This window comes from Flavobacterium sp., assembly GCF_044371705.1.
Taxonomy (GTDB): Bacteria; Bacteroidota; Bacteroidia; order Flavobacteriales; family Flavobacteriaceae; genus Flavobacterium.
In genome coordinates this window covers 1-24326 of sequence record NZ_JBILTE010000015.1, presented here as the reverse complement: position 1 = coordinate 24326, position 24326 = coordinate 1, and the positions used below count along the sequence as shown (strand labels likewise).

Here is a 24326-nt window from a genome sequence, read left to right as displayed (position 1 = left end):
CACATTGGAAAATTGGAAAAAGGATTAGATGATGCGGCTAAAAACAATTGGCTACTGGTAGATATGAAAAACGATTGGAAAATTATTTATCCATCTGAAATTAAGAAGTAAAAAAATGGTTTGGTATTTCAAAATTTGGACGCTAGTTTTAAAAGGACTTCTTTTGTTTATGTTGCCACTTATATTGGTTGTAATTATTCTTGAAAAAGCATTTTCCATTATTCAAAAATTAATTCACCCTATCACAACCCATTTGCCTCAAGAAGGAATTTTTGGTGCTGGAATGCTACCTTTACTAGCAATAGTAATACTTTTTTTTATTACACTTATTGCAGGGGTTTGGATAGAAAAGAAAAAGGTAAAGACTATTATTCCATTTCTTGAAGACAAATTACTTGTTTTAATACCCGGTTATACCTTACTTAAATCAAGAGTGAATGAAGTATTTGGCGATTTAGATTCAAAATGTAAGTCAGTACTTGTTGGTGAAAATGACCAATGGAAGTTTGGAATAGAAATAGAAAGGAACGAGAATGGATATAGTATGGTTTTCTTTCCCGACCCGCCAGATGCCAAATCGGGTGAGTTGAAAATGATTAAATCAGATTCAATTAAGATACTTGAAGTTTCTATGAGTAGCTTAACGAATTTGATCAAAAAGTATGGTCTGGGTTCAACATCTTTAATAAAATAATTATGAAAATTAAAATTACAACTTTAGTTCTTTTTGCTATTTTTTGGTCAACTTCAGTTTTTTCTCAAACGGAAGCAGAAGAACTCGCTAAAAAATTAGCTAACCCAATTTCCAGTTTAATAAGTGTTCCGTTTCAAAATAATACAGATTACGGAATAGGAGAAAATAACGGACTTAGGAATACTTTGAATTTTCAACCGGTAGTACCCGTGAGTCTAACAAAAGATATCAATCTTATCACTCGAATGGTGTTGCCAATTGTTACGCAATATAATATTACAGGAGCGGGAGAAAAACAAAGCGGACTTGGCGATGCAGTTGTTAGCATGTTTTTTAGTCCAAAAAACACCAAAAATGGGTTTACATGGGGAGCCGGCCCTGCCTTTTTAGTACCCACAGGAACCAATGATTTTTTAACTACAGATAAGTGGGGTGTGGGTCCAACAGTTGTAGCTCTGAAACAAGCAAATGGATGGACAATTGGCGGACTTGTTAATCAAATTTGGAGTGTAGCTGGTAACGATGATAGGTCAGATGTTAATCAAATGTTTGTGCAGCCTTTTGTGATTTATAATTGGAAAAGCGGTGCAGGTGCAGGATTAGTTACGGAATGGACTCAAAATTGGGAAATAGATAAAGCAACTGTTTGGCTTACTCCTACTTTTAGTGGTGTTACAAGTTTTGGTTCACAAAAAGTGCAATTTGTTTTTGGTCCTCGATTTAATTTGTCAGCAGCGTCAAGCCAAGCTAAAGCAGATATGGGCTGGAGAGCCGGTATGGTGTTTTTATTTCCAAAGTAATTTTCTAGATAAGTATCATCGATTTAGTATAAAAAAATGCGAAAGTTTTATTTTTTAGTATTATTTTTTTCTAGTGGTTTGGGTTTTGCTCAGGAGGAAAAGACTTTTACAAAGCACCATTGTTTCTCTTTTTTGTTAAGCCACACCTATGTTAGCCAAGGGGTCATTGATGGTGATAGAAAATGGTTAATATTGCCTTCAGTTGCATTGGATTATAATTATTTTTTTATGCCAAAATGGTCAGTTGGACTACATAATGATTTAATTATTGAGAATTTTAAAGTTGAAAAAAAAGAAGAGGTTTTTGAACGCACCACTCCAATAGCAAGTGCCTTGACTGCCGGATTTAAACCCGGAGAGCATTTTACCTACCAATTCGGATTAGGAGGTGAATTTGCAAAGGAGGAAGACTTTTTTTTAATTCGATTTGGCGTTGAATATGGTTTAGAATTACCTAAAGATTGGGAGTTAGTCTCTAATTTTGTTTATGATATTAAATGGAACGCATATGATAGTTTTTCAATTGGGATAGGTATTTCAAAATCATTTAAATGATTCAATTGAAAAAGATTCATCTATAATTTATTTTCTTGTATTCATGTAAAATGAGTACTTTTAGTCAATTATTAATTTAAATGGTTTAATTGACAACTCATGAAAATCTTTTGGATTTTATACTTCGGATTCTTCTCAATGGCTATTACTGCTCAAAAGGACACCCTTACTTTTAAGAATAAAGATGTTATTGTTGGTGAGCTAAAGCAGTTGAATAATAATATTTTAACTGTTAAAACATCCTATAGCGACAAAGATTTTTCCATTGAATTTGATAAAGTAGTGTCGCTAGTGCTTGAAAGTAAATATTCTGTTGTGCTTTCCAATGGATTCAGAATGTATGGTTATGTCAAAACAGAAACTCTGAACAAGGTAGTAATTACTCAAGAAAATAATGTTACCATTGAAGTTTTGTTAAATGAAATTGTTGTTTTACAAAAGATTGATGATGGCTTTTGGAAACACTTCAAAGGTTCCTTTGATTTTGGTTATAATTTAACCCAAACAAACAACAGTGAACAATTTACATTTGCCGGATTACTGAACTATTATAGTGAGCGATGGATACATCGAGTCACCTACAATCAGTTGTTTACTTCGCAAGATGATGTGGAGAATATTGAACGCACCGATTGGTCGATTGATACCAAAAGATATTTGAAACAAAAATGGTTTTTGAACACCAATTTTTCTTTTCTATCCAATACGAGTCAATCGCTTAAAGGCCGTTATGTTCCAAGCATTGCTGCTGGTAATTATTTAGTTCGAAATAATAAGTTGTATTTGTTAGTTGGAACGGGCTTAACTTACAATATCGAAAAGTACGAAGATGCTTCCGCTGACAAAACATCAACCGAAGCTCTGTTAATCACACAATTTAATATGTTTAATTATAAAGATATTGATTTATATTTTTCCGCAATAGGTTATCCGAGTTTATCTGAAAAAGGAAGGTTTCGAACGGATACAAACGTCCGATTTAAATATGATTTACCGTTTGATTTTTATTTTAAAACGGAATTGAAGATTAATTTTGACAACCAACCGGCAATAGGTACTGTCAAAACGGACTATGTGTTTTCAACGGGTTTTGGATGGGAGCTAAAATAACAATGCCTCTATTCCAGAATCCGTTCCATTAAAACTTCCAATTCTCGTGCTTGTTTCAATCCTCTTTTGCGATTTAAACGAGCAATAAAATACAATAAAAACCAACTGTTTACCATCGCAAACATCACCAACAAATCAAAAGTGAAGGGTTGATCTAGCGACCACTTAGAGTAGGCAATCATTGCGAAAATCACAAAAAGACCCGCTACCACAAAATGCAGAAACATAAAAAGTGTCCACAAAACGGGGTCAGGGCCATACAACCCCCTAACGAAAGTGTTACCATCTTCCATCTTTTCAAATTCTAAATGTAAGTGAGGCGAATATTTTTCGCGATGCAACATTCCAATATGCAACCAAATATGGTGTCCCGAAACTTTGATTCTATAATCGGGTTCAACTGTTTCTTTCAATTGCTCGCAACTTTTAATAATGGCGTCAAAGGATTTGGTAATCACCTTATCAAATCGGTACCGTAAGGATAACTGGTTGTCTAATTCCATGGTAGTTAGTCAGTAGTAATTCAAATACTAAGTTACAATAATAACTTTAAAAACGAATAAGGATTTAATTTATTATTCTCTTAATGAAACAATAATTCCCGGTATGAAACCCATTTTGCGAGTTTGCCTTTTTGAATTTAATTATTCAGTTCATACTTCAAACAAAAAACCTACCTTTGCAAACTATTAGAAATTAGAAGTATGAGTACTATTGTAGCCATTGTTGGAAGACCAAATGTAGGGAAATCAACCCTTTTCAACCGTTTGATAAAGCGTAGAGAAGCCATTGTTGATTCTGTGAGTGGCGTTACCCGAGATAGAAATTATGGCAAAAGCGAATGGAATGGAAAAGAGTTTTCTGTAATTGATACCGGTGGATACATCAAAGGATCGGATGATATTTTTGAAGCGGAAATCCGCAAACAGGTAGAATTAGCTATTGATGAGGCAGATGTGATTATGTTTGTGGTTGATGTAGAAGAGGGAATCACACCAATGGATGATGAGGTGGCAAAATTGCTCCGTAAAATCACCAAGCCTGTAATTGTTGTAGTCAACAAAGTAGATAATGCCATGCGTGAAAAAGACGCGTATGAATTTTATAATTTAGGATTGGGTGAATACATTACTATTTCAAGTAATTCAGGCAGCGGAACAGGCGAATTGTTGGATCAATTGATTGATGTTTTTCCAAATAAACCAGAACCTACCAAAGAAGAGTTGGAATTACCTCGTTTTGCAGTGGTGGGTCGTCCCAACGCCGGAAAATCAAGTTTTATCAATGCATTGATTGGTGTTGACAGATATATCGTAACCGATGTTGCAGGAACTACCCGAGATTCAATTGATACGAAGTACGACCGTTTTGGATTCGAATTTAATTTGGTAGATACAGCCGGTATTCGACGAAAAGCCAAAGTGAAGGAAGATTTGGAATTTTATTCTGTCATGCGTTCCGTTCGTGCCATCGAACACAGTGATGTATGTATCCTGATGGTCGATGCTACCCGCGGTTTTGAAGGACAAGACCAAAGTATTTTTTGGTTAGCTGCCAAAAACAGAAAAGGGGTAATCATTTTGGTAAATAAATGGGACCTGGTTGAAAAAGATACCATGTCTACCAAAGAATACGAAACTAAAATTAAGCAAGAGTTAGAGCCTTTTACGGATGTAACTATTTTATTTGTTTCTGCTTTAACGAAACAACGCTTGCTCAAAGCTTTGGAAGAAACCGTTAAAGTATTCGAAAATCGTAAACAACGGATACCTACCTCAAAGTTCAATGATTATATGTTAAAGGTAATCGAAAATTCACCACCACCAGCATTGAAAGGGAAATATGTGAAAATCAAATACTGCATGCAGTTGCCAACCCCTACACCTCAGTTTGTATTTTTTGCCAATTTGCCTCAATATGTTAAAGATGCTTACAAACGCTTTTTGGAAAATAAAATAAGAGAGCATTGGGACTTTTCCGGTGTGCCGATTGATATTTATATCAGAGAAAAATAATTGAGAAAGCCCGAAGCGAAAGTTTTCGGGCTTTTTTTCTAAGGTTTGTTCTTTTGTTCTTGCTTGAGATGAAATTATTTTTAATGAATGTTAATTTTTTACAGATTAATTACTATTTTTAATCTTTCAAATAAAAAAAATACTCACATAGACTAAATATAGCAATGGAACAACAATCATGTTAATTAAGAAATTAAAAAGAGTATCGCTGCTACTGTTGGGAATATTGGTAATAAGTTGTGGTTCCGCTTTAAAGGTATCTACAGATTTTGATAAAACTATTAATTTCAAAAAGTACAAGACATTTAGTGTATACGATTTGAAGCAGACCGGCAGTGTTAATCCTGCAAATGCTGAAAGGATTGTAAATGCAATTAAAAAACAAATGAAAGAAAAGGGTTTTACAGAGGATACACTAAACCCGGATCTTCATATAAATGCCGTATCAATTTTAAACAGCAAAGAAGCCGTTGCAATGGATGCGGCTCCAACTAATTACTATGGTTATGGAGGGGTGTATCGTCCATACGGATATTATGGAGTTGGTTACGGCTATGGTTATGCTGAAAATCCGTCCACTCAAGAAAATGAATACGTTTTCAAAGAGGGAACTTTGATGATTGATGTGGTAGATACAAAGGCACAAAAAATGGTTTGGCAAGGAGTGGGTAAAACAGAAATAGATACCAAGCCTGTCAATGTCGATGAATTAATTAATTATGCGGTTGGAGCCATCATGGTTAGCTTTCCGCCAGAACCAAATAAAAAATAGAATTTAATTAATGTATTATGAAGAATAGACTAGTTGTTTTTTTAAGTGTTTTTCTTAGTTTTAGCACATTTGCTCAAACAAAAAAAGTAGATTCAATCGCTGTGAGAATCTTAGACCGAATGAGTGATGTGGTAGGCGAACTGTCATCGGTAGGGTTTACCCTAAAAACCAGAGTTGACGAGCAAAACCAAGATTTAGGTTTAGTGACAAATTTCGCAACCAATCAGGTGTATTTCAACGGTCCCAGTCAGATGCTGATTCGGGCAGATGGTACAAAAGGTAAGCAAGGGTATTGGTACAATGGGCAGCAATTGGCTTATTATTCCTTTAATGAAAATAATTATGTGATAATTGAAACGCCAGAAACTACGATTGAAATGATTGCTGAAGTTAATGATAGGTATGGAGTAGATTTTCCTGCCGCCGACTTTTTTAATCCAACCTTTACAGATGATATACTGCAAAACTTTGATGAGGTGAGTTTTGCAGGACTCCAAAAAATTGAAGGAAAAGATTGTTTTTATATTATTGTCAGACGCAAAGACATGTCGGTTCAACTTTGGTTGGCAAACGATGCCTATATGTTACCTGTAAAAATGATTATTATGTACCTGTCTTCAAGTGAACCGAAGCAGTATGAGGCATCCTTTTCAGATTGGGAAATTAATCCTTTTCTACCAGATGTGATGTTTAATTTTCAACCGCCACCAATGGCAAGGGAAATCTTAATAAAACCAATAAAATAATTAGTAACGTTTAATTATAAGAAAGATAATTATGAAAACTCACAAAAATACTTTTACAGCACCAGTATATTTAATGATTTTTGCTTTATTTATGTTTGATGCAGGAGTCGCAAATGCTCAGCGAATGGGCGGTGGTAGTGGAAGAGGCGGCGGAGGGGCATCAATGTCCAGGCCTGCACCTTCAGCAAGACCATCACAGCCTTCATCACGTCCTTCTCCATCTTATGGCGGGGGTTCGGCATCTACCAGACAAACGCCTTCTTATGGGGGGACATCACCCTCAGCACGACCTTCAATCAATGGAGGTAGTCAAAAATCGCCCGATAGATCTAATAGACCTACAACTGTAAATTCAGGAACTAATCAAGCGAACAGAACCGCAGCAAAACCAAGCGATAACTCAAGAGAAAGTGGAAGAAATAAAGGTGTTGCAAATGATAAATTATCTGGTAGCAAAACAAGTTCTGGTTCTAGAGAAAATGTTGACCGTGGCGGAAGGAATGATGGGAATCGTGGCGACGGGAACAGAGGTGATGGAAATCGTGGGAATGGTAACTTCAATAATAATAATATCAATGTAAATAATCGTGGGAATACTAATATAAATATTGAAAAAAATTATTACGGGCGACCCAATACCATGCCTTATTATCGTCCACCATATGTCTATGGTGGTTTTCACTATAATTGTTATAATCCGTATTTTTATCACCCTTATACACCTTTTTATTATGGACCAGCCTATCATCCTTGGGGATTTTTTTTAGCAACCATTACTGTAACTGCAATCGTTGTCAATGCCAATAATCAACAGTATTACTATGACAATGGAATTTACTACATACAATCCTCCGGAGGTTATACTGTAGTAGAAGCACCTGCAGGTGTTACAGTCAAACAGTTGCCTTCAGAAGCTCAAACAGTTGTAGTAAATGAAACCACTAATAACTATTATTACGGCGGTACTTATTATGAGCAAAAAAATGGCGAATATGTAGTGGTACCTCCAACAGCTGGTACTGTTGTTGAACATCTGCCTGAAGGTGGAGAAGAAGTTAAAATTGGAGATGTTACTTACGTAAAATTCGGAGCAACCTATTACCAACCTATTCAAAAAAATGGCAAAAGCATGTATGAAGTGGTGAATGTTGAAGAAGCACCGGAAGGAAAATAAAAATATGAAAAGCATACGCCGTTAAAGCTACTATAAATGCATTAATGTGTGCTTTCGCTGTTTAACATGTTTCATTATATTCAGTCAACAAAATAAAAATATATACTTAAAAATAAAACTTTTTAATTAGGTACCGAATGCTGATTATTTTTTAATTTCGATACAGAATTACTAAGATGTTCTTTGAGTTTCAGATTTCAAAAGGACTTTTTGATAGGTAAATTAACTTAATTTCAATTTAAAACTTTAACAATTTTAAATATACCAACTTATGAAAAATTTTTTAATGATTGCACTTTTTGCAATTGGAACTATATCTTCCAATGCACAACAGACCAAAGATGAAATTGCTATTTTGCAAAGTGCTTATGGCATGCAAAAAAGAGATTTAGTTGCTAAGTTTATGAATGTAAATGAAGCTCAATCTGCTACATTCTGGAGTTTGTATGAGGAATATGAAGTTGAACGTAAAGCAATTGGAACTAAAAGAGCCAATAATATCATTGAATATGCTAAAAATTATGAAACCATTACCGATGAGAATGTTCAAAACATGGTAAAAGCCTCAATGGAAGTAAACAAAGAGTTCAATGCTCTTTGGGAGAAAACATATAAAAAGATGGCAAAAGCATTGAATCCGAAGACTGCGGCTAAATTTTATCAATTAGAATTGTATTTAGAAACAATGGTTCGAAGTGAACTTTCTGAGAACATTCCGATGATTGATGAATTGAAATAGTAAAGTTTATAATATCATAGAAAAGGCTAGCGATTGTTATTGTTAGCCTTTTTTTTTGGATAAATCATTAAGCAAATGTCCTATTTTCGTTCTATTATGAAAATCTATTTAGGCTTGTTTTTGCGTTTTTTTTATTACTCTGTAATTTTTAGAAAATAGTTATATGTAAAAAAAAGTGACTATTTGTTGATTTTTATAGTATATCAAACCAATGTAAAACAAAAAAACTTCTGAATATAACTCAGAAGTTTTTATATTTTCACCTCATACAGTGATTTTTGTTTTGTGATTTTTAATTTTTAGAAATTGTTCTTCCATATAGAGCCTGTACATGTCGGGCATTGTTACCTTCCACTTTATTAATAGCTTCGATTTGAGCAGCAGAGGCTTCAAAAACATGTTTGGTAATATACCAACGAACGGTTTCAGTATAGGGTGGTGTTGTCAGTGAGCCACGGTAATTGTAAAAAGCACCTTTTAAGTTTTTAGGAATGTTCCCAAACAAATCATGAAGCGTCACTTTTCCTGCTTTTAAATCGGCTGTTCCTTTTTCATCTTTTGGAATGGAATTAAGGAAATCTGCAATGAACTTATTCTCTTTTCCTTCTTTAAATAATACACCTATTACTAAGTATTGTGGTGTAGCATTTTTATCTTCATTAGGCATAATGTTTACAATATGCATTTCCATCGGATAGGTCATTCCGTCAATTAGATGTTCTGAGGGAGTATGAAAATGACATTGCTTGAATGCAAAAATGGTGTCATCTTGAGTGATGGTGCTGCCTTCAGCAAAATCTAATTGCACAGTATGACCCAAGTTTTCGATTTTGTTGATGTCATCTTTAAAATACAAGGTGATATCATGCTTCCCATCTGAGTTAGTGCCAGAGATAATATTAACCGGCGATTGTTCAAATCCGTGGTCGAGTCCTGGCAAAATGTAACCTTGAAGTTTTTTTGCTTCCGCATCAGGGGCTGTTGCATTAACCTCATTTGCGTTTTCAGGAGTTTCAGGAGTTGTTTCTTGTTTGTTTTGTCCACAACTCATTAGTAAAGCCGTGCAACCAAAAATTAGTGTTCTTACTTGAAAGTTCATAGGAGTGTTTATTAGATGTTATTAAAATATTTTATTGAATTTGTAAGTTGCATTCATTTGAAAACGGAAAGCCATACCTGAACTATCGTCAACGTTGATACGTTCGCCAACCAAAGCTTCTACGCCAAAAGTTAGATTTTTTACTGCATCCCAAAATAAATTTACAGAGCCGTAATAGCTCGATTGGTAATCTGTTGGTGTTAAATTGTCGTTTTCTTCAATACTCAATACACCAGCAGTTAAAGATGAAAAGACATGAGTTTTCCAATAATGTTGATAGGTAAAATTTAATCCTGTCATTTGCAAAGCTTCCAGTTCGTTTGTTCCGTTATAAATGGCATCATAGTTTAGTCCGCTGGCACCTTGAATGTATTTTGCAACACCAGTACCAATTACTCCTTGAAACTTGATTTTGTCTTTTTCACCTACTTTTACAGAAGTCATCACGGTAGCACCGTATCCGAAAAGACTTCTGGCTTCATCACTTTCATAGCGTATCTCTCTGAACAGAGCAGCAGCTTTTATAAATCCAAAAGAACCGTTGATGCGATAGGCACCAATAACATCAGGGAAACGCTCGGACAAGGCTTTAATCCCTCCTCCAAGAGTGATTGCTTCCATGGGGTTTTCTAAAGAGATTGATAAAACATTTTTTGATTTATACGTCGAAAATCGAACTTGCGGAGTTCGCGACAATGTGGAACTATTCGGACCTTCAAAGTCAACAGTTATGGGATTAACCTCTTCATCAAAAAAGTTGCTCCAGTTCATTCCAATCATCGCAAATTTATAATTGGCATAGGCATGTCGCATTCGAAACAAACCGGTTGCATCTGTTGCATCATTGTGAAAATCACCTTCTACTTTAATAAATAACGTTTCGGTTCCTAATTTATGTTTAATATCCAACCCTAAGCGGGTTTGCTTGGCACCCATAAAAAAATTAGGGTTTTTGGTAGCGTCAACTTTGATATTTGCTGGAATAAATAAGTCACTCCTGCCTAAATCTTGGTCGTCCCAAGACAAGGTTGTTCGTCCAAATCCATACAATGAAAATTCGGTAGCATCTTCTGAGGGACTTTGTGCATGCAAAGTAATTGAAAAGGGTAAAAGTAAAAATAAGAGTAGGTAAACTTTAGCTGTATTCATAGTGTTGAAACTTTTAGAGTAAAAAATATAAAAGCAAAGAATCTTTAACGAACTGCTATTTATAAAGTAGTTAAGTTCGTAAAACAAAACAAAATTAACATTTATTTTTGTTAATTTTATAATTATGCCTTACAAATGTTAAATTTAATACTAAATATATTTGTAATCTATTTTATGGATATTAAATGCGGATAATGTTGGATAGAGTCTATTAAAGTAAAATGAAAAAAGATAATGTGTAAAGCCCTTTTTTTGATTTTTATACTATATTTGATTAATGATAATAAAATCTATTCTTACTAAATAGTGAATTACAGCAATGCTTTTAAAATCAACTTTTTATTGGATTGACAGTTGCTGTTCAATTATATGTGACTATTGTTGTAGCAATGATTGTTGGAAAATATATGGTATCCAGCACTAATGCAAAGACAAAATGATTGGAATTAATCAATACTTTAAATGAGAATATCGAAAATCATTCCGGTTCTTTTTTTGGCTTTAGTCCATACAATTCAAGCACAAGAAGCGGTTCAAGAATCTTCTCAAGAGTTTTGGCCGGAAGTAGATGTTTGGTGGAGAGTTTCGCCTCATTGGCGGTTTTCTGTTTTTGTTCCTGTTTCCAGAAATATTGACACCGATTATCGCGAAGGGAGCATTATTTTGCAAGTAGATTATTCTTGGGGTAAACCCAAAGGTTTTATTATACCCATGCGATTGGTGGAAAATGACAGCAATCATCCAATAAAAGCGAACATGTTGCGTGGCGGATATCTGGCAGGCAGAAGTATTGACGATAATGGCAAAAGTTTCTCAGAAAATACTGCTTTTGCAGAGTATCATTGGAGGATACCCTATAAAGGCAGGCTGCTTGTTACTCATCGTTTTCGAACAGATTACAGATGGATGGGGTCAGATAATGATTTTTCAGCACGACTTAGATACCGATTAATGTTGGAAAGAGAGTTTGTTTTTAAGAAAATTTCTTTTGTGCCTTATTTTAATGCTGAGGCGTATTTTGATACACGATATGCTGAAATAAATCGCTACAGATTTATCGGAGGTACTTCGGTTTCCTGGTCTTCGCTGTTTGCTTTAGAGGGAAATTTCACTTACCAACGTGCTTCGCGTGCTTCGGTTGAGAATCTTTATGCACTAAATGTAATTCTACATATTTATATTAAAATGAATAAGAAGGTAAATTGAAAAACTTTCAGTTTTTTAAGAAATAGCAAGGCAAGTAATTTGTTTCGGGATTATTTAAATTTCATTTAATTAACTTCACCAGATTCGATTTCTACTGCAAGAACCGGAGTTTTTTCTTTCGCAGACAACCCTAACCAAGCCATTAGTAAATTATACATGATTGTCAGTAAAATAGCTCCCGTAAAAAGACCAATAAAACCGCTGGCAATAAAACCGCCAATAGTTCCTACGAATACCACCAACATTGGAGCCGGAGCACCTTTACCCATCAAAATTGGTTTTAATACGTTGTCTATCACACTTAAAAAGACAATCCAAATTGTTAATAGAACAGCGGTGGTAGTATCGGCACTTCCCCAAATGTAAATAATAACTCCCAAAGCAACAGGAAATATTCCCACTTGGATGATTGCAAGTAATAAACAAATAACTGCCCATAGTCCTGCTAAAGGAACGCCGGCAAGAATTAACCCGATGCCTACTAGTGTGGATTGTAGAAAGGCAACCCCCAAAATTCCTTTTGATACATTCTGAATGGTAGTAGAGATAGTTGCATTCATATCATTTCCATGATTTCCGGCAATTTTTGTAAATAATGCTTGGGTAAATTTATTTATAGATTCCGAGTAAACTAACATAATTCCACCAATGATGATTGCTCCTATAAATATTATAAGACCCTTTCCTGCACTTGAAATTAAGGCAATTGACTTTAAAAGAATGGGTTTTAATTCATCTTTGTGTTTTACTATAAAAGATGATTTTTCAGTGGATGCTTCGCTCCATGTTGCATATATTCTTTCTCCAACAATTGGCCATTCTTTCACACTTTCGTTTGGGGCTGGTAGAACTAACTGATCGTTATGAATAGTGTTTTTTAATTCTTTAACTTCTTCTACGGATTTTAGCAATAACCAAGTGGTAGGCAGAATGATGAGAAATAGCATGATGACGGTGATGATGGTTGCAGCCAAAGTGCTTCGTCCTTTTAATCTGCTTCCTAGTTTTTTATGAAGTGGTTGTAATGTAATCGAAAATAGGAATCCCCAAAGAAGTATGTTTAAAAAAGGTTCAATAATGTGGAAGCATTTTATTAAAATTATTCCAAGAACAACTAACTGAATGGCATAATAAACGACATTATTTTGGTTAGAAACAGTACTTTCAGGGTTTTCTGTATTTTTCATCATTTTAGTGGTTAGGTAGTTTGCAAAAAAAACCACAGAAAATTTTTAGTGGAATTCTGTGGCTTACAATTGAAAGGATGAATTATTAGTTTGCTTTTGGAGGATAATTTGCCATAATTTGTTGCACAGCATAGTTAATGTTTTCCTCTCTTTTAGCAGCATTAGCATTTTCATCAATTGTTTTAACACCAGTACCTTGCCATACTATTTGTTTAAGATCAATATCAATAAAAGCTACTGTTAAAGTCCCTTCAGTGTAGTTGTCATAGGTAACTTGTGTGCTGGTAAATCCACTGCCGTAGCCATATCCTCTATATCCGTAGTACCCACCATAGCCGTAACCGGTACCTGTTGTAGTAGCCGTTGCCGTTTGATATTGTTGACCTTTTACATGAATATCAACAATAATGTCCGGATTTGGTGAGTTGGTAAAGCCTTTTGCTGTAAGTTCATTTTCCAAAGCTGTTAAAAGCCTTTTTCTGTTTAAATCGTCAATTTTCAGATTCATAGCATCTTCACTAAAAGCGTATGTTTTATATTTAGTAAAATCAACTTCTTTGTCGTAATCAAAACTTGTTTTGATGGATGAACAAGCTGTCACAATAAATAAAATAGAAAGTAAGGCAATTTTTTTCATAGTTCTTGAGATGTTTATGTTTAATTATTTATTTATATGATGGAAGAAATCATTAACGAATTTACAAAATTATTTTGTCATTTTAATTTTTTAGTAACTGAATTTCATGCAAAAATATTAATTTTTAACTTTAAAAAGTTTCTCCAATTACAAAATAAAATCCCTTAGAACCGTTTTGTCCAACCGCAAAGTCAATACCTAAATTCAGTCGTCCGGCACGTTCAAGTAACATTCGCAAACCTGCTCCACCTGAGGGTCGGATTGCTTCAAACAACCGCAACTTTTCTATGTATTCTGTTCCAATGGTAATTGCATTTCTGGATGTCGTGGTGGCACTTCCAAAAAAAACCCCACTAAATAAACCGTTTTTAGAAATTGGATAGCGGTATTCCGCTTCGGCAGTAATCCAGGAATTTCCTCTGAATCTTCCGCCAACATATCCTCTGGCAATTCTGTTTCGCATATCATTTCCACTCGATGGGAGGTGCAAATAAGGAGCATCACCCGAAAATGTAAACTGACCAATACCCCATAAAGCTAAAAGGTGCCGGGGGTTCGTTTTGGATAATGTTTTATAGAATCTTCCTTCCGCATAAACCATTTGATAATTGGTTTCACTGCCTAAAAATTTTGGATTGAGGCGGTAGGATAGATGGACAAAATTTCCTATATATGCATTTACTGTATGATCGCGATCGTCAATCATAAAATCGGCACTTAAGCCTGAAGACAAGTAAGTCGTTGGATCAAAACCATAAAATTGACTGTACGCATAATGACTAGTAATTACAGGTTGTGCAGCATTTAAGTCCAAACTTAAATCTTCAATTTTGTAATGATAATCTAAATGGTAGCCACCTCCAATAAATATTCTGCTGGTTATTGCTTTGAGTGCCGTTAAGTGAACGCGAACTTGATTGGATTCTATAGGTTGTGCACCACTAAAACCTGTAGTTTCTGCACCGCCAATAATCCAATCCTCTTGAATGGGTTGGTTGTAATCGCTTCCTAAACCGTAGGTGTTTTCAGAAAAGATACTGTATTTTAAATCAACTAATAGTTCCCAAGAATTATTTGGAGTCATGATGGTGCCTTTGATAGAGCTGATGAATTGATTGTTGGTGGTGTACTGCACCGAAACATTAGCACTGGAAATATTTGTTGTCTTTGGATTACCTAAATAAATGGAACCGGTGCCTCCAAGCCCATAAAAGAAGCCCAACGTTGGATTGGAACCTACAATGGGAACAGCAAACCACATTAATTTATCTTCAGTAGGTAATCCGCTATTATTTTTTGATTTCTCTTTTCCTTTGATAACCATTTTTAGGTCCAAAGGATAAATGTTTTGGTATGGATACGAAAGGCTGTCATTTTGAGCTTGAATTTTACTGAACAGACTTGAGTATACTACTAAAATTAAAACGAACTGGTGAATTAAACTGGCTTTCAAATTAAGTATAGCGACATGTAATTTAATAACTTTCATTCAAAGAGGATAATTTTTACAAAAGAGAAGAACTATGTTGAGTATTCTAGTATTACAACGGCCAAAAAAATAGCAAATCCCAGAACAGTAAAAACATCTGCCAATTTATCTCCATGTTTGGAAGTTTCTGCATCATCGTATTTGTCTAGATTCGCAGGTCAATTCATAAGCAACTTCCGAAATTAATGCACCAGCCCCAAAAGCCATAAGGATGCCTAACGTTTTTCGACTTAACGAAAACCATGAGGTAATTAATCCACCAATAACTAGAGAGGACTTAGCAATTAATCCAATCAAAAAGGAATAAAAACATACCTTTAAATTCTTTTTGAAATGTTAAAATTAATTATTTATTGATACCGAATTGTTAAAAATATAGTTTTTTTATGAATATATTTTGTGCAGGTTTTTTAACTGCTATTATGTTAAAAAAATAGTAAGATTTAATTATAGGTTTTTAACCTAGTTTAGTATCTTTGAAGACCTTATTTATTTACAAAATTTTATAAAAATGAAAAGTACATTATTAGCTATTACATTGTTCTTCATTGGTTTGTTTTCAGTTACTGCACAAGAGCAAGATTCAGAAAAAAAGGACAGTACAAAGCACGTTCGAAAAAATATCATCCGATTTAACTTAACAAGTCCACTTATATTTTCTAACGATTATTTGGTAATTGGTTATGAACGGGTAATCAAAGAAAACCAATCGTTTTCCATTAACGTGGGTCGCTTCGCATTGGACGGTTTTGGAGGTAAAATATCTGAATCGCTGCAATTATTAAAAAACAATGATGATTTTGGCATCAATACATCTATTGATTATCGTTTTTATTTGGGACAAGTAAATAAATATAGTGCTCCGCGAGGAGTTTATATTGGGCCTTATTATTCATACAATCACTTTGAGCGAGGGAATGTTTGGAATTTTGAAGGTGAAACCTATCAGGGGCAAGTAAATACAGACTTGACATTGAACTTTCATACGATTGGATTTCAATTAGGCTATCAGTTTATTTTTTGGGATAGAGTTGCCTTGGATTTAGTGCTTATTGGTCCAGGAATCGCAAACTATTCTGCAAAAATAGGGTTAGACACCTCTATGTCTCCGGAAGATGAAGCGTTATTTTTCCAAGAATTAAATCAGTTTTTGGCGGATAAAATTCCGGGATATGACCAAGTAATTGAGCCGGGAGAATTTGAACGCAAAGGTTCTTTTAATACTACAACGGCTGGTTTTAGATACATGATTCATTTGGGTTACCGTTTTTAGTAGTTTGTAGATAACTTCAAACTATTTTCCAAACTATCACTATTGAATGTAATCTGCGGATTTAAACAATAGTGTTAATTTAGTAGGTACTATTTTCCAATTACTTTAGATTTGGAATGTGTTAAATATGTTAAATATTTTGTAAGAAATTTTAGCATACGATACTAAATTAGTTAATTCGCTTTTAGTATTTTCTAATAGCTAATTTCCGATATTTATGCCTAAAGTTGTTTTGTGGATTTTGATTTCTTTGTGTTCTATCATTGCCTCGAGTCAAAATATTATTTCAGTAAACGGAAAGATTATTGACGAACGAACAAAATTGCCGCTCGAATCTGCAACAGTTTATCTGACCTCTAAAAAAGATTCTACCGTAATTGATTATACTATTTCTAATAAAAATGGTTCTTTTGAGATTAAAACTCGAAAAATCAATCAACCTTTTTTTCTTAAAATTTCGTTTTTGGGGTATCAAAATTACCAACAAGAATTTGCAGATTTATCCACTACTAAAGAAATAGGACTTATAGCATTAAAAGAAGCGGATAACAATCTGGATGAGGTTGTTTTGAAATCGGAAGCACCTCCTATTCGTATCAAAAATGACACGTTGGAATTTGATGCAGCTTCTTTCAAAGTGGGTGCTGATGCAAATGTTGAAAAACTGCTGCGACAATTACCCGGAGTCGAAATCTCCCCTGAAGGAAAAATTACTGTTAATGGTAAAGAAGTGAACCAAATTTTGGTCAACGGGAAACCTTTTTTTGGTAAAGACGGTAAAATTGCCACTCAAAATCTTCCCGCTGAAATCATCGAAAAAATTCAGGTGGTCGATACCAAAACCAAAGAAGAAGAGATTTCCGGTGAATCAGCTTCGGCTGAAGAGAAAACCATCAATCTCACCATTCAAGAAGATAAAAATAAGGGCTTTTTTGGCAAAGTCATGGGTGGTTATGGGTCAGATAATCGCTACGAATCGAGTTTGCTCTTGAATTGGTTCAAAGGCGAGCAAAAGATTAGTGTCATCGCTTCAGCAAATAATATCAACTCTGTTGGATTCTCCATGAATGAGATTTTTGACAATATGGGAGGCGGACGAAATTCATCCGTTTTTTATAGTGACGATGGCTCATTTGGCATTAACGGCATGAGTTTTGGAGGAAGTAACGGTATTACTACTTCTAATTTAATTGGTTTGAATTATGTAGATAAGTGGTTGAAAAAAATCGATATGAGTAGTAATTACTTTTTTTCTAATGCAGAAACGGAAAATGTCAATCGCACCTCAAGGACCAATTTATTACCAACAGGTTCCACTTTTACCGAATCCAATGGCGAATCAAATAGAGTTCGGAATGCTCACAATATACAGCCACTGTTTATGTTAGTCCGAAGTTTTCAAAAAACTTAAATAAAGATTGGAATAAAAGCCGCCAAGAAACTACAAGTGAAACAAATGAATTATTGAATGAAAGTTTGTCTGATACTTATACTGAAACAGACGACATGGGGTTTGAAAACAATATTTATTTTTACAAGCAATTCAAAAAGAAAAATCGTGGCATGACCATTTCGGTTGATAATGAACACAAAAAATCAAGTGCTTTTTCAAACATCAATTCGGCAACCATTTTTTATCAATCGGCTGAGCCGAATGACATTCGCAATCAAAATCAATTTGTAGATACCAAGTTTAATAAAATCAGAACGGAAGTCCGTTTTGGCGAACCGCTGACCGACTCCTTGAAATTAAGTGCTACCACTGAAATAGATTATTACAGTTCGGGAGATGTCAGAAAAACATTTGATTTTGATGCGGCTTCGCAAGCTTATGATATTTTTAATGATTTGCAGTCCAATACCATTAACTCCAGTGTATTTAAAATTCATCCAACACTAGGTTTGAATCTTCAAAAAAAGAACATTAGGGCTCGAATTAACGCTGGACCTGAGTTTGTAACGTTTAAAAATGAATCTGATTATTTAGGAGTAATTACGCCACTAGACAAAGACTATATTTTTCCAAAAATTGAAGGAAGCTTTAATTATACCATCAATAAAAGTAAATCTGTTTATGCCAATTACAATTATCAAGTAGAGTTGCCGCTTGCCAATCAAATTCTGCCTGTAGTAGATTTGTCAAATCCTTTGAATACCATTGTTGGAAATTCAGAATTAGATCCGACGAAGCAGCATAGTGTATATTTGAATTATAACAATTATGACTGGCAGTCAAGGAGCGGTTTCTTTTTTTATGGAGGTATGACTGTGTACAAGGATCAAATTGTGGTTTCAACAGTTTTTGACGACGATTTTAAAGCGAATACAACCTATGAAAATGTTGATAAGGGATTGAATTCTTATTTAGGAGTTACGTGGAGCAAATCGTTTAAAAAGGAAAAGCGAACCCTGCAATTTAGTGCCGGTTTTGATTCCGGAACAAATTTTAGCCAAGGTTTAACCAATGCAGAGTTATATGAAGCCAGAGGCTGGAGAATGGAACCAAAAGTAAGTCTGAATTGGAGTATTGAAGAATTGGTTACGATTGCACCTTCCTATCGATACACCTATAATTCAACGGATTATAAAAATTATCAGATTGACAACGCCAACAATTTTGTGCATACATTCAAAATAGAAACCACCAATTATTGGCCCAAGAATTTTGTATTCGGAAATGATTTTGGATATACGTATAATTCAAATATTGCCGACGGTTTTCAAAAAGATTTCTATTTGTGGAACATGAGTTTGGGATATAATTTCTATAAAGATCGTTTGTTAGCCAAAGTAAAAGTATACGACGTTTTGAATCAAAATGTAGGCGTTCGAAGAACCATTACACCAACAGCAATTACCGATACTGAAAACATTGTTTTGCAACAGTATGTGATGTTCTCATTGACTTACAAATTGGATAAATTTGGAGGTAAGAAGGAAGAGAATGGTGGGATTTTTATTATTGATTAATTAGTTTTTAATTCAACAAAAAAGCGACTTGAAACTCAAGTCGCTTTTTTTATAGTTTTTTACCATCCGCCGCTGGCACCTCCACCACCAAATCCGCCGCCTCCGCCAAATCCGCCAAAACCGCCGCCGGAAGAACCTCCTCCGAAACCGCCGCCACCGCCGCTTCCACGACCCAAACTGCTCAGTATAATGATGTCCATCAAATCCGGACCGGAAAAACGACCGGAGTTACCCCCGCCACCGCCTTTATTTTTTTTGTTGGCAATAATCATGATAAGAATAAAAACGAACAAAATAATTAAAAAGATAAATCCACTGCTTTTCCCCCCTTTTTTTAAATCATTTTTATATTCGCCATTCATTACTTGAATGATGGCAGTGGTTCCGCTGTCGATACCTTGGTAATAATTATTGTTCTTAAATTCAGGTTTTACAACTTGTTCAATGATTCTTTTTGACAAAGCATCGGTCAATAAATGTTCTGTTCCATACCCTGCTTGAATAGTCATTTTTCGATCTTCTTTTGCAATCAAAAATACAATACCATTATCTTTCCCTTTTTGTCCAATTTTCCATTTGTGACCCAAATCGGTGGCATATCTTGCAATATCGTCACCATTGGTGGAAGGAATAATCATGACAAACAATTCGGTTGATGTACTGTCGTAATAAGTCCTTAGTTTGTCATACAATTGCTTGTATTCTAAATCTGAAAGCGTTTTAGTACTGTCAATAATAGGTGGGATAAAAGAAGGTGGATTTGGAATTTTATTGCTTTGCGAAAAAACGGAAAGCGATACAATCATCAAAAGAAATGCAAATCCTGTTTTTTTTAAATTAGATAGATTGATCATCCTTTTGATAGTTCATTAGATAGTTCGTTAGTATCATCATCGGCAAAAGGGAAATACTGTTTCAATCGGTCACCCGCTCTTAAAATTCCTTTGATTAAACCTTCTTTGAATTGTTTGTTTTTGAAGTTTTCAATAACAATATCTTTGGTGCAATCCCAAAAATCTGCTTCAACAACATCATTGATTCCTTTGTCACCAATGATTGCAAAAGTATGGTCGGAAACGCCTACATAGAAGAGCACACCGTTTCTTAAATCGGTTTCATCCATTTTCAATTGATGAAAAACCTCTTGAGCTCTTTCAAGAGGTTTTAAATCGGTATGATTCTCAATATGAACGCGGATTTCTCCGGAAGTGTTTTTTTCTGCCAATGCAATTGCATGAACAATTTCTTGCTCTTCGGTCGCTGTTAGAAAATCTTCAACTTGTGACATTTTATTTAAAATCAAAATTTACATCCGGTGCTTTTTCTGCTCCCTCAGCTGCTTTGAAACGTTCCATTTCTTTGAATCCCATGATTCCGGCAAACAATACATTTGGGAACGATTTGATTTTTTTGTCGTAGATATTTACCGTTTCATTGTAACGGTCACGAACCACATTGATTCTGTTTTCAGTCCCTTCTAATTGAGCTTGTAATTCCAAAAAGTTTTGATTCGCTTTTAAATCAGGATAACGCTCAACGGTTACCAATAAGCTTTTCAAAGCTCCGGCTAATCCATCTTGCGTTTGCTGGAATTGTGCCATTTGTTCGGGAGTAATATTTGTTGGGTCGATAGTCATCGAGGTCGCTTTTGCACGAGCTTCTATTACCGCTGTTAGCGTTCCTTTTTCAAAGTCAGCTGCTCCTTGCACGGTTTTAACTAAATTTCCAATTAAGTCATTTCTTCTTTGGTAGCTACTTTCTACGTTCGACCATGCTGTTTTAGCATCAGCTTGTACACCTACTAATCCGTTGTATGACGAAACTGCCATGATTACTAAAATCACAATAATACCTACGGGAATTAACCATTTTTTCATAATTTCTGTTTTTTAATTTGTTTATTAGTCTATTGTTTAAATAATCAGTTACAATATTTTATAAATTTTTAATTTTACAACCTACAACCTACAACCTACAACCTACAACCTACAACCTACAACCTACAACCTACATCTCCTCTTTAATCTGCTGTAATTGCATTTTAATTGTTTCCAATTTTGCAATAATTTCAAATTTATCCAACGTTTTTTTCTGACCCTCTTTTAAGTGGGTTTTGGCTCCTTCTAGGGTGAATCCACGTTCTTTCACTAAATGATAAATCAATTGCAAATTCTTCACATCTTCTTGGGTAAACATGCGATTGCCTTTGGCATTTTTCTTTGGTTTTAAAATGTCAAATTCTTTGTCCCAAAAACGGATGAGCGAAGCATTCACGCCAAATGCATCGGCTAATTCACCTATGCTGAAATATAATTTGTCTTTTGAAAGCTCTATATGCATGTTTTATAAATTCTAAATTAATAAATCCCAAATTCCAACTCCCATCTTCCATCTCCCATCTTCCATCTTCCATCTTCCATCTCCCATCTTCCATCTCCCATCTTCCATCTTCCATCTTCCATCTCCCATCTCCCATCTCCCATCTTCCATCTCCCATCTTCCATCTCCCATCTTCCATCTTCCATCTCCCAACTAATCCAAAGCCTGATTTTCCTGATTAGCAATTTTTGAAATGGCTATGTATTCTTCCGCTGAAATACTTCCGTAATAAAAATTAATTGGGTTAATTGCATCGCCGTCTTTATGCACTTCGTAATGCAAATGCGGAGCTTCACTTCGTCCGGTACTTCCCACAAATCCTATCACATCCCCGCGTTTTACTCTTTGACCGGCTCTTACTTTGTATTTGCTTAAATGGGCATAATACGACTGATATCCAAAACCGTGGCTAATAATGATTAGGTTTCCGTAACCTGACATCGTATTGTCTGATTTCTGAACTACTCCATCTCCGGTTGCATAAACAGGAGTACCCGTTCTGGCCGTGAAATCCATTCCAAAATGGAATTTTCTAATTTTTGTAAATGGGTCGTTTCTATATCCAAATCCGGAAGCCATTCGTGTTAAATCTTCATTTTTCACAGGCTGAATAGCCGGGATAGCCGCTAATAATTTTTCTTTTCCTTTGGCTAATTTGATAATTTCATCCAATGATTTTGATTGAATAGCCAGTTGCTTGGATAAAACATCTACCTGTTTTGTAGTGCTAATAATTAGCTCAGAATTGTTGTAACCTTCCAAATCTTTATAACGATTCACACCACCAAATCCCGCTTTTCGTTGTTCTTCCGGGATCGGAGAGGAGTTAAAATAAATACGGTAAATATTATTGTCACGTTCTTCAATGCTTGCTAAAACTTCATCCAATTGTTCCGTTTTTTTATTCAAAATGGAATAACGAAGTTTCATGTTTTCAATCTCACGTGCTTGTAGACGGTCTTTTGGCGTTTCAAAATACGGAGTATTCAATAAAATTACAAAACACAAGAATCCAAATAAGGCAGAAGAAACCAGAAAAAGTAGTGTATAACCAAACTTCCGACCTTTTTTAGGTCTGATTTTTTTATAGGCGAGACTTTCAGTGTCGTAATAATACTTTACTTTCTTCGACATTTCTTAAATTATACTATTTTTGTGCTTTCAAAAGGATTAGGTGAACAAATTTAAGAAATGTTTCATTCTAAAGCTAATTTAATTTTGCTGCAGCAATTAGCATTTTGAGTGCTACTCACTTAAACTTTTGACTTTTAAACTTTGAACTCTATTATCAAAATGAAATCACAAGATATTCGCAAGCAGTTTCTGCAGTTTTTTGAAAGTAAAGGACATTTAATTGTTCCTTCCGCTCCAATCGTTCTAAAAGATGATCCAACCTTGATGTTTAACAATTCGGGCATGGCTCAATTTAAAGAATATTTTTTAGGGAACGCGGAACCCAAAAGCAAACGAATTGCCGATACCCAAAAATGTTTGCGTGTTTCAGGAAAGCACAACGATTTGGAAGATGTTGGTTTTGATACCTATCATCACACCATGTTTGAAATGTTAGGAAATTGGTCGTTTGGCGATTATTTCAAAAAAGATGCCATCAATTGGGCTTGGGAATTATTGACCGAAGTCTATAAAATTCCTAAAGAGAATCTTTATGTATCCGTTTTTGAAGGAAACCCTGATGAAAATGTACCCTTTGATCAAGAAGCATGGGATATCTGGAAATCATTGATTGATGAAGACCGAATTATACTCGGTAACAAAAAAGATAATTTCTGGGAAATGGGTGATCAAGGACCATGCGGACCTTGTTCAGAAATTCACGTCGACTTACGTTCGCAGGAAGAAAAAGCAAAAGTTTCCGGAAAAAGTTTAGTGAATAATGATCATCCGCAAGTGGTTGAAATTTGGAACAATGTATTTATGGAGTTCAACCGAAAAGCCGACGGTTCCTTAGAAAAGTTACCTGCTCAACACGTAGATACCGGAATGGGTTTTGAACGCTTGTGTATGGCTTTGCAAGGGAAAACATCTAATTATGACACCGATGTTTTTACACCATTGATTGAAAAAGTGGAACAAATTACAAGGTTAAAATATACTTCTAACGAAGTTAAAAATATATCAGAAGAACAAAACAAAACTAACATTGCTATTCGTGTAATTGTAGACCATGTTCGTGCTGTAGCTTTTGCGATTGCGGATGGGCAATTGCCTTCGAACACCGGAGCAGGTTATGTTATTCGTAGAATTTTACGTAGAGCGATTCGTTACGGATATTCCTTTCTAAATACAAGCGAACCTTTTATTTACGAGTTAG

The 24326-nt window shown here is 34.9% G+C and carries 26 protein-coding genes; 14 read left to right on the top strand and 12 right to left on the bottom strand.

From position 1 onward, the window contains the following. Positions 1 to 115 precede the first annotated feature (115 nt). The 4 genes from ACIQ2S_RS02250 to ACIQ2S_RS02235 all read left to right on the top strand — a co-directional run bounded on the left by ACIQ2S_RS02250 (position 116) and on the right by ACIQ2S_RS02235 (position 3159). On the top strand, positions 116 to 694 hold the full coding sequence (locus tag ACIQ2S_RS02250; protein WP_396172468.1) for a hypothetical protein: 579 nt from the start codon (positions 116 to 118) through the stop codon (positions 692 to 694). A gap of 2 nt (positions 695 to 696) precedes the next feature. Beyond that, positions 697 to 1494, top strand: coding sequence for a hypothetical protein (locus tag ACIQ2S_RS02245; RefSeq protein ID WP_396172467.1), 798 nt, complete (start codon positions 697 to 699; stop codon positions 1492 to 1494). A gap of 36 nt (positions 1495 to 1530) precedes the next feature. Then, a complete protein-coding gene (locus ACIQ2S_RS02240; protein ID WP_396172466.1) occupies positions 1531 to 2049 on the top strand; it encodes a hypothetical protein in 519 nt (172 codons plus the stop codon). 99 nt (positions 2050 to 2148) lie between these two features. Further along, positions 2149 to 3159: a DUF481 domain-containing protein gene (locus ACIQ2S_RS02235; protein WP_396172465.1), complete on the top strand. Its 1011-nt coding sequence runs from the start codon at positions 2149 to 2151 to the stop codon at positions 3157 to 3159. A gap of 8 nt (positions 3160 to 3167) precedes the next feature. Here the strand turns inward: ACIQ2S_RS02235 and ACIQ2S_RS02230 are convergent, their stop codons facing one another. Beyond that, positions 3168 to 3662 carry a hypothetical protein gene (locus tag ACIQ2S_RS02230; protein ID WP_396172464.1) on the bottom strand — a complete coding sequence of 165 codons (495 nt, stop codon included), beginning with the start codon at positions 3660 to 3662 and terminating at the stop codon, positions 3168 to 3170. A 201-nt stretch (positions 3663 to 3863) separates the two neighbouring features. Between ACIQ2S_RS02230 and der the strand changes: the two genes are divergently transcribed. From der to ACIQ2S_RS02205, 5 genes are all read left to right on the top strand, one after another. Then, on the top strand, positions 3864 to 5174 hold the full coding sequence (gene der, locus ACIQ2S_RS02225; protein WP_396172463.1) for a ribosome biogenesis GTPase Der: 1311 nt from the start codon (positions 3864 to 3866) through the stop codon (positions 5172 to 5174). Positions 5175 to 5352: 178 nt separating this feature from the next. Continuing rightward, the gene (locus tag ACIQ2S_RS02220) at positions 5353 to 5946 is read left to right on the top strand and encodes a DUF4136 domain-containing protein (protein ID WP_396172462.1); all 594 of its coding nucleotides are present in this window, start codon (positions 5353 to 5355) and stop codon (positions 5944 to 5946) included. Between the two features lie 17 nt (positions 5947 to 5963). Continuing rightward, positions 5964 to 6692 carry a DUF2092 domain-containing protein gene (locus ACIQ2S_RS02215; protein WP_396172461.1) on the top strand — a complete coding sequence of 243 codons (729 nt, stop codon included), beginning with the start codon at positions 5964 to 5966 and terminating at the stop codon, positions 6690 to 6692. Between the two features lie 31 nt (positions 6693 to 6723). After that, a complete protein-coding gene (locus ACIQ2S_RS02210; RefSeq protein ID WP_396172460.1) occupies positions 6724 to 7866 on the top strand; it encodes a DUF6515 family protein in 1143 nt (380 codons plus the stop codon). Between the two features lie 271 nt (positions 7867 to 8137). Then, complete coding sequence (locus tag ACIQ2S_RS02205; RefSeq protein ID WP_396172459.1) at positions 8138 to 8605, top strand: hypothetical protein; 468 nt, start codon at positions 8138 to 8140, stop codon at positions 8603 to 8605. Between the two features lie 292 nt (positions 8606 to 8897). Here the strand turns inward: ACIQ2S_RS02205 and ACIQ2S_RS02200 are convergent, their stop codons facing one another. Then, complete coding sequence (locus ACIQ2S_RS02200) at positions 8898 to 9704, bottom strand: carbonic anhydrase family protein (RefSeq protein ID WP_396172458.1); 807 nt, start codon at positions 9702 to 9704, stop codon at positions 8898 to 8900. Between the two features lie 21 nt (positions 9705 to 9725). Then, complete coding sequence (locus tag ACIQ2S_RS02195) at positions 9726 to 10853, bottom strand: DcaP family trimeric outer membrane transporter (RefSeq protein WP_396172457.1); 1128 nt, start codon at positions 10851 to 10853, stop codon at positions 9726 to 9728. A gap of 462 nt (positions 10854 to 11315) precedes the next feature. Between ACIQ2S_RS02195 and ACIQ2S_RS02190 the strand changes: the two genes are divergently transcribed. Then, on the top strand, positions 11316 to 12059 hold the full coding sequence (locus ACIQ2S_RS02190; protein ID WP_396172456.1) for a DUF2490 domain-containing protein: 744 nt from the start codon (positions 11316 to 11318) through the stop codon (positions 12057 to 12059). Between the two features lie 65 nt (positions 12060 to 12124). Here ACIQ2S_RS02190 and ACIQ2S_RS02185 read toward each other — a convergent pair whose 3' ends face one another. The 3 genes from ACIQ2S_RS02185 to ACIQ2S_RS02175 form a co-directional block, all read right to left on the bottom strand. Further along, on the bottom strand, positions 12125 to 13249 hold the full coding sequence (locus ACIQ2S_RS02185) for an AI-2E family transporter (RefSeq protein ID WP_396172455.1): 1125 nt from the start codon (positions 13247 to 13249) through the stop codon (positions 12125 to 12127). 82 nt (positions 13250 to 13331) lie between these two features. Beyond that, complete coding sequence (locus ACIQ2S_RS02180; RefSeq protein ID WP_396172454.1) at positions 13332 to 13883, bottom strand: DUF4136 domain-containing protein; 552 nt, start codon at positions 13881 to 13883, stop codon at positions 13332 to 13334. Positions 13884 to 14013: 130 nt separating this feature from the next. Next, positions 14014 to 15372 (bottom strand): BamA/TamA family outer membrane protein, encoded by a 1359-nt coding sequence (locus ACIQ2S_RS02175; RefSeq protein ID WP_396172453.1) that lies wholly within the window; start codon positions 15370 to 15372, stop codon positions 14014 to 14016. Between the two features lie 511 nt (positions 15373 to 15883). On the opposite strand from ACIQ2S_RS02175, the gene ACIQ2S_RS02170 reads away from it, so the two are divergent. The 3 genes from ACIQ2S_RS02170 (at position 15884) to ACIQ2S_RS02160 (ending at position 19615) form a co-directional block, all read left to right on the top strand. Next, on the top strand, positions 15884 to 16645 hold the full coding sequence (locus ACIQ2S_RS02170; protein WP_396172452.1) for a DUF3575 domain-containing protein: 762 nt from the start codon (positions 15884 to 15886) through the stop codon (positions 16643 to 16645). A gap of 217 nt (positions 16646 to 16862) precedes the next feature. After that, positions 16863 to 18056 carry a carboxypeptidase-like regulatory domain-containing protein gene (locus tag ACIQ2S_RS02165; protein ID WP_396172451.1) on the top strand — a complete coding sequence of 398 codons (1194 nt, stop codon included), beginning with the start codon at positions 16863 to 16865 and terminating at the stop codon, positions 18054 to 18056. Positions 18057 to 18109: 53 nt separating this feature from the next. Next, entirely contained in the window at positions 18110 to 19615 is a 1506-nt protein-coding gene (locus ACIQ2S_RS02160) for an outer membrane beta-barrel protein (RefSeq protein WP_396172450.1), read from the top strand. A gap of 59 nt (positions 19616 to 19674) precedes the next feature. Here ACIQ2S_RS02160 and ACIQ2S_RS02155 read toward each other — a convergent pair whose 3' ends face one another. The 6 genes from ACIQ2S_RS02155 to ACIQ2S_RS02130 form a co-directional block, all read right to left on the bottom strand. Then, positions 19675 to 20469, bottom strand: coding sequence for a TPM domain-containing protein (locus tag ACIQ2S_RS02155; RefSeq protein ID WP_396172449.1), 795 nt, complete (start codon positions 20467 to 20469; stop codon positions 19675 to 19677). Beyond that, positions 20466 to 20903, bottom strand: a complete 438-nt coding sequence (locus ACIQ2S_RS02150) for a TPM domain-containing protein (RefSeq protein WP_396172447.1) — start codon at positions 20901 to 20903, stop codon at positions 20466 to 20468. The genes ACIQ2S_RS02155 and ACIQ2S_RS02150 overlap by 4 nt, the downstream gene beginning before the upstream one ends. 1 nt (position 20904) lies before the next feature. Beyond that, a complete protein-coding gene (locus ACIQ2S_RS02145; protein WP_396172446.1) occupies positions 20905 to 21492 on the bottom strand; it encodes a LemA family protein in 588 nt (195 codons plus the stop codon). A 130-nt stretch (positions 21493 to 21622) separates the two neighbouring features. After that, entirely contained in the window at positions 21623 to 21955 is a 333-nt protein-coding gene (locus ACIQ2S_RS02140; protein WP_396172445.1) for a MerR family transcriptional regulator, read from the bottom strand. A gap of 17 nt (positions 21956 to 21972) precedes the next feature. Beyond that, complete coding sequence (locus ACIQ2S_RS02135) at positions 21973 to 22140, bottom strand: hypothetical protein (RefSeq protein ID WP_396172443.1); 168 nt, start codon at positions 22138 to 22140, stop codon at positions 21973 to 21975. A gap of 7 nt (positions 22141 to 22147) precedes the next feature. Then, on the bottom strand, positions 22148 to 23128 hold the full coding sequence (locus ACIQ2S_RS02130) for a M23 family metallopeptidase (protein ID WP_396172442.1): 981 nt from the start codon (positions 23126 to 23128) through the stop codon (positions 22148 to 22150). Positions 23129 to 23287: 159 nt separating this feature from the next. On the opposite strand from ACIQ2S_RS02130, the gene alaS reads away from it, so the two are divergent. Next, positions 23288 to 24326, top strand: a 1039-nt coding sequence (alaS, locus tag ACIQ2S_RS02125; RefSeq protein WP_396172441.1) for an alanine--tRNA ligase, incomplete at its 3' end; no start/stop codon positions are given.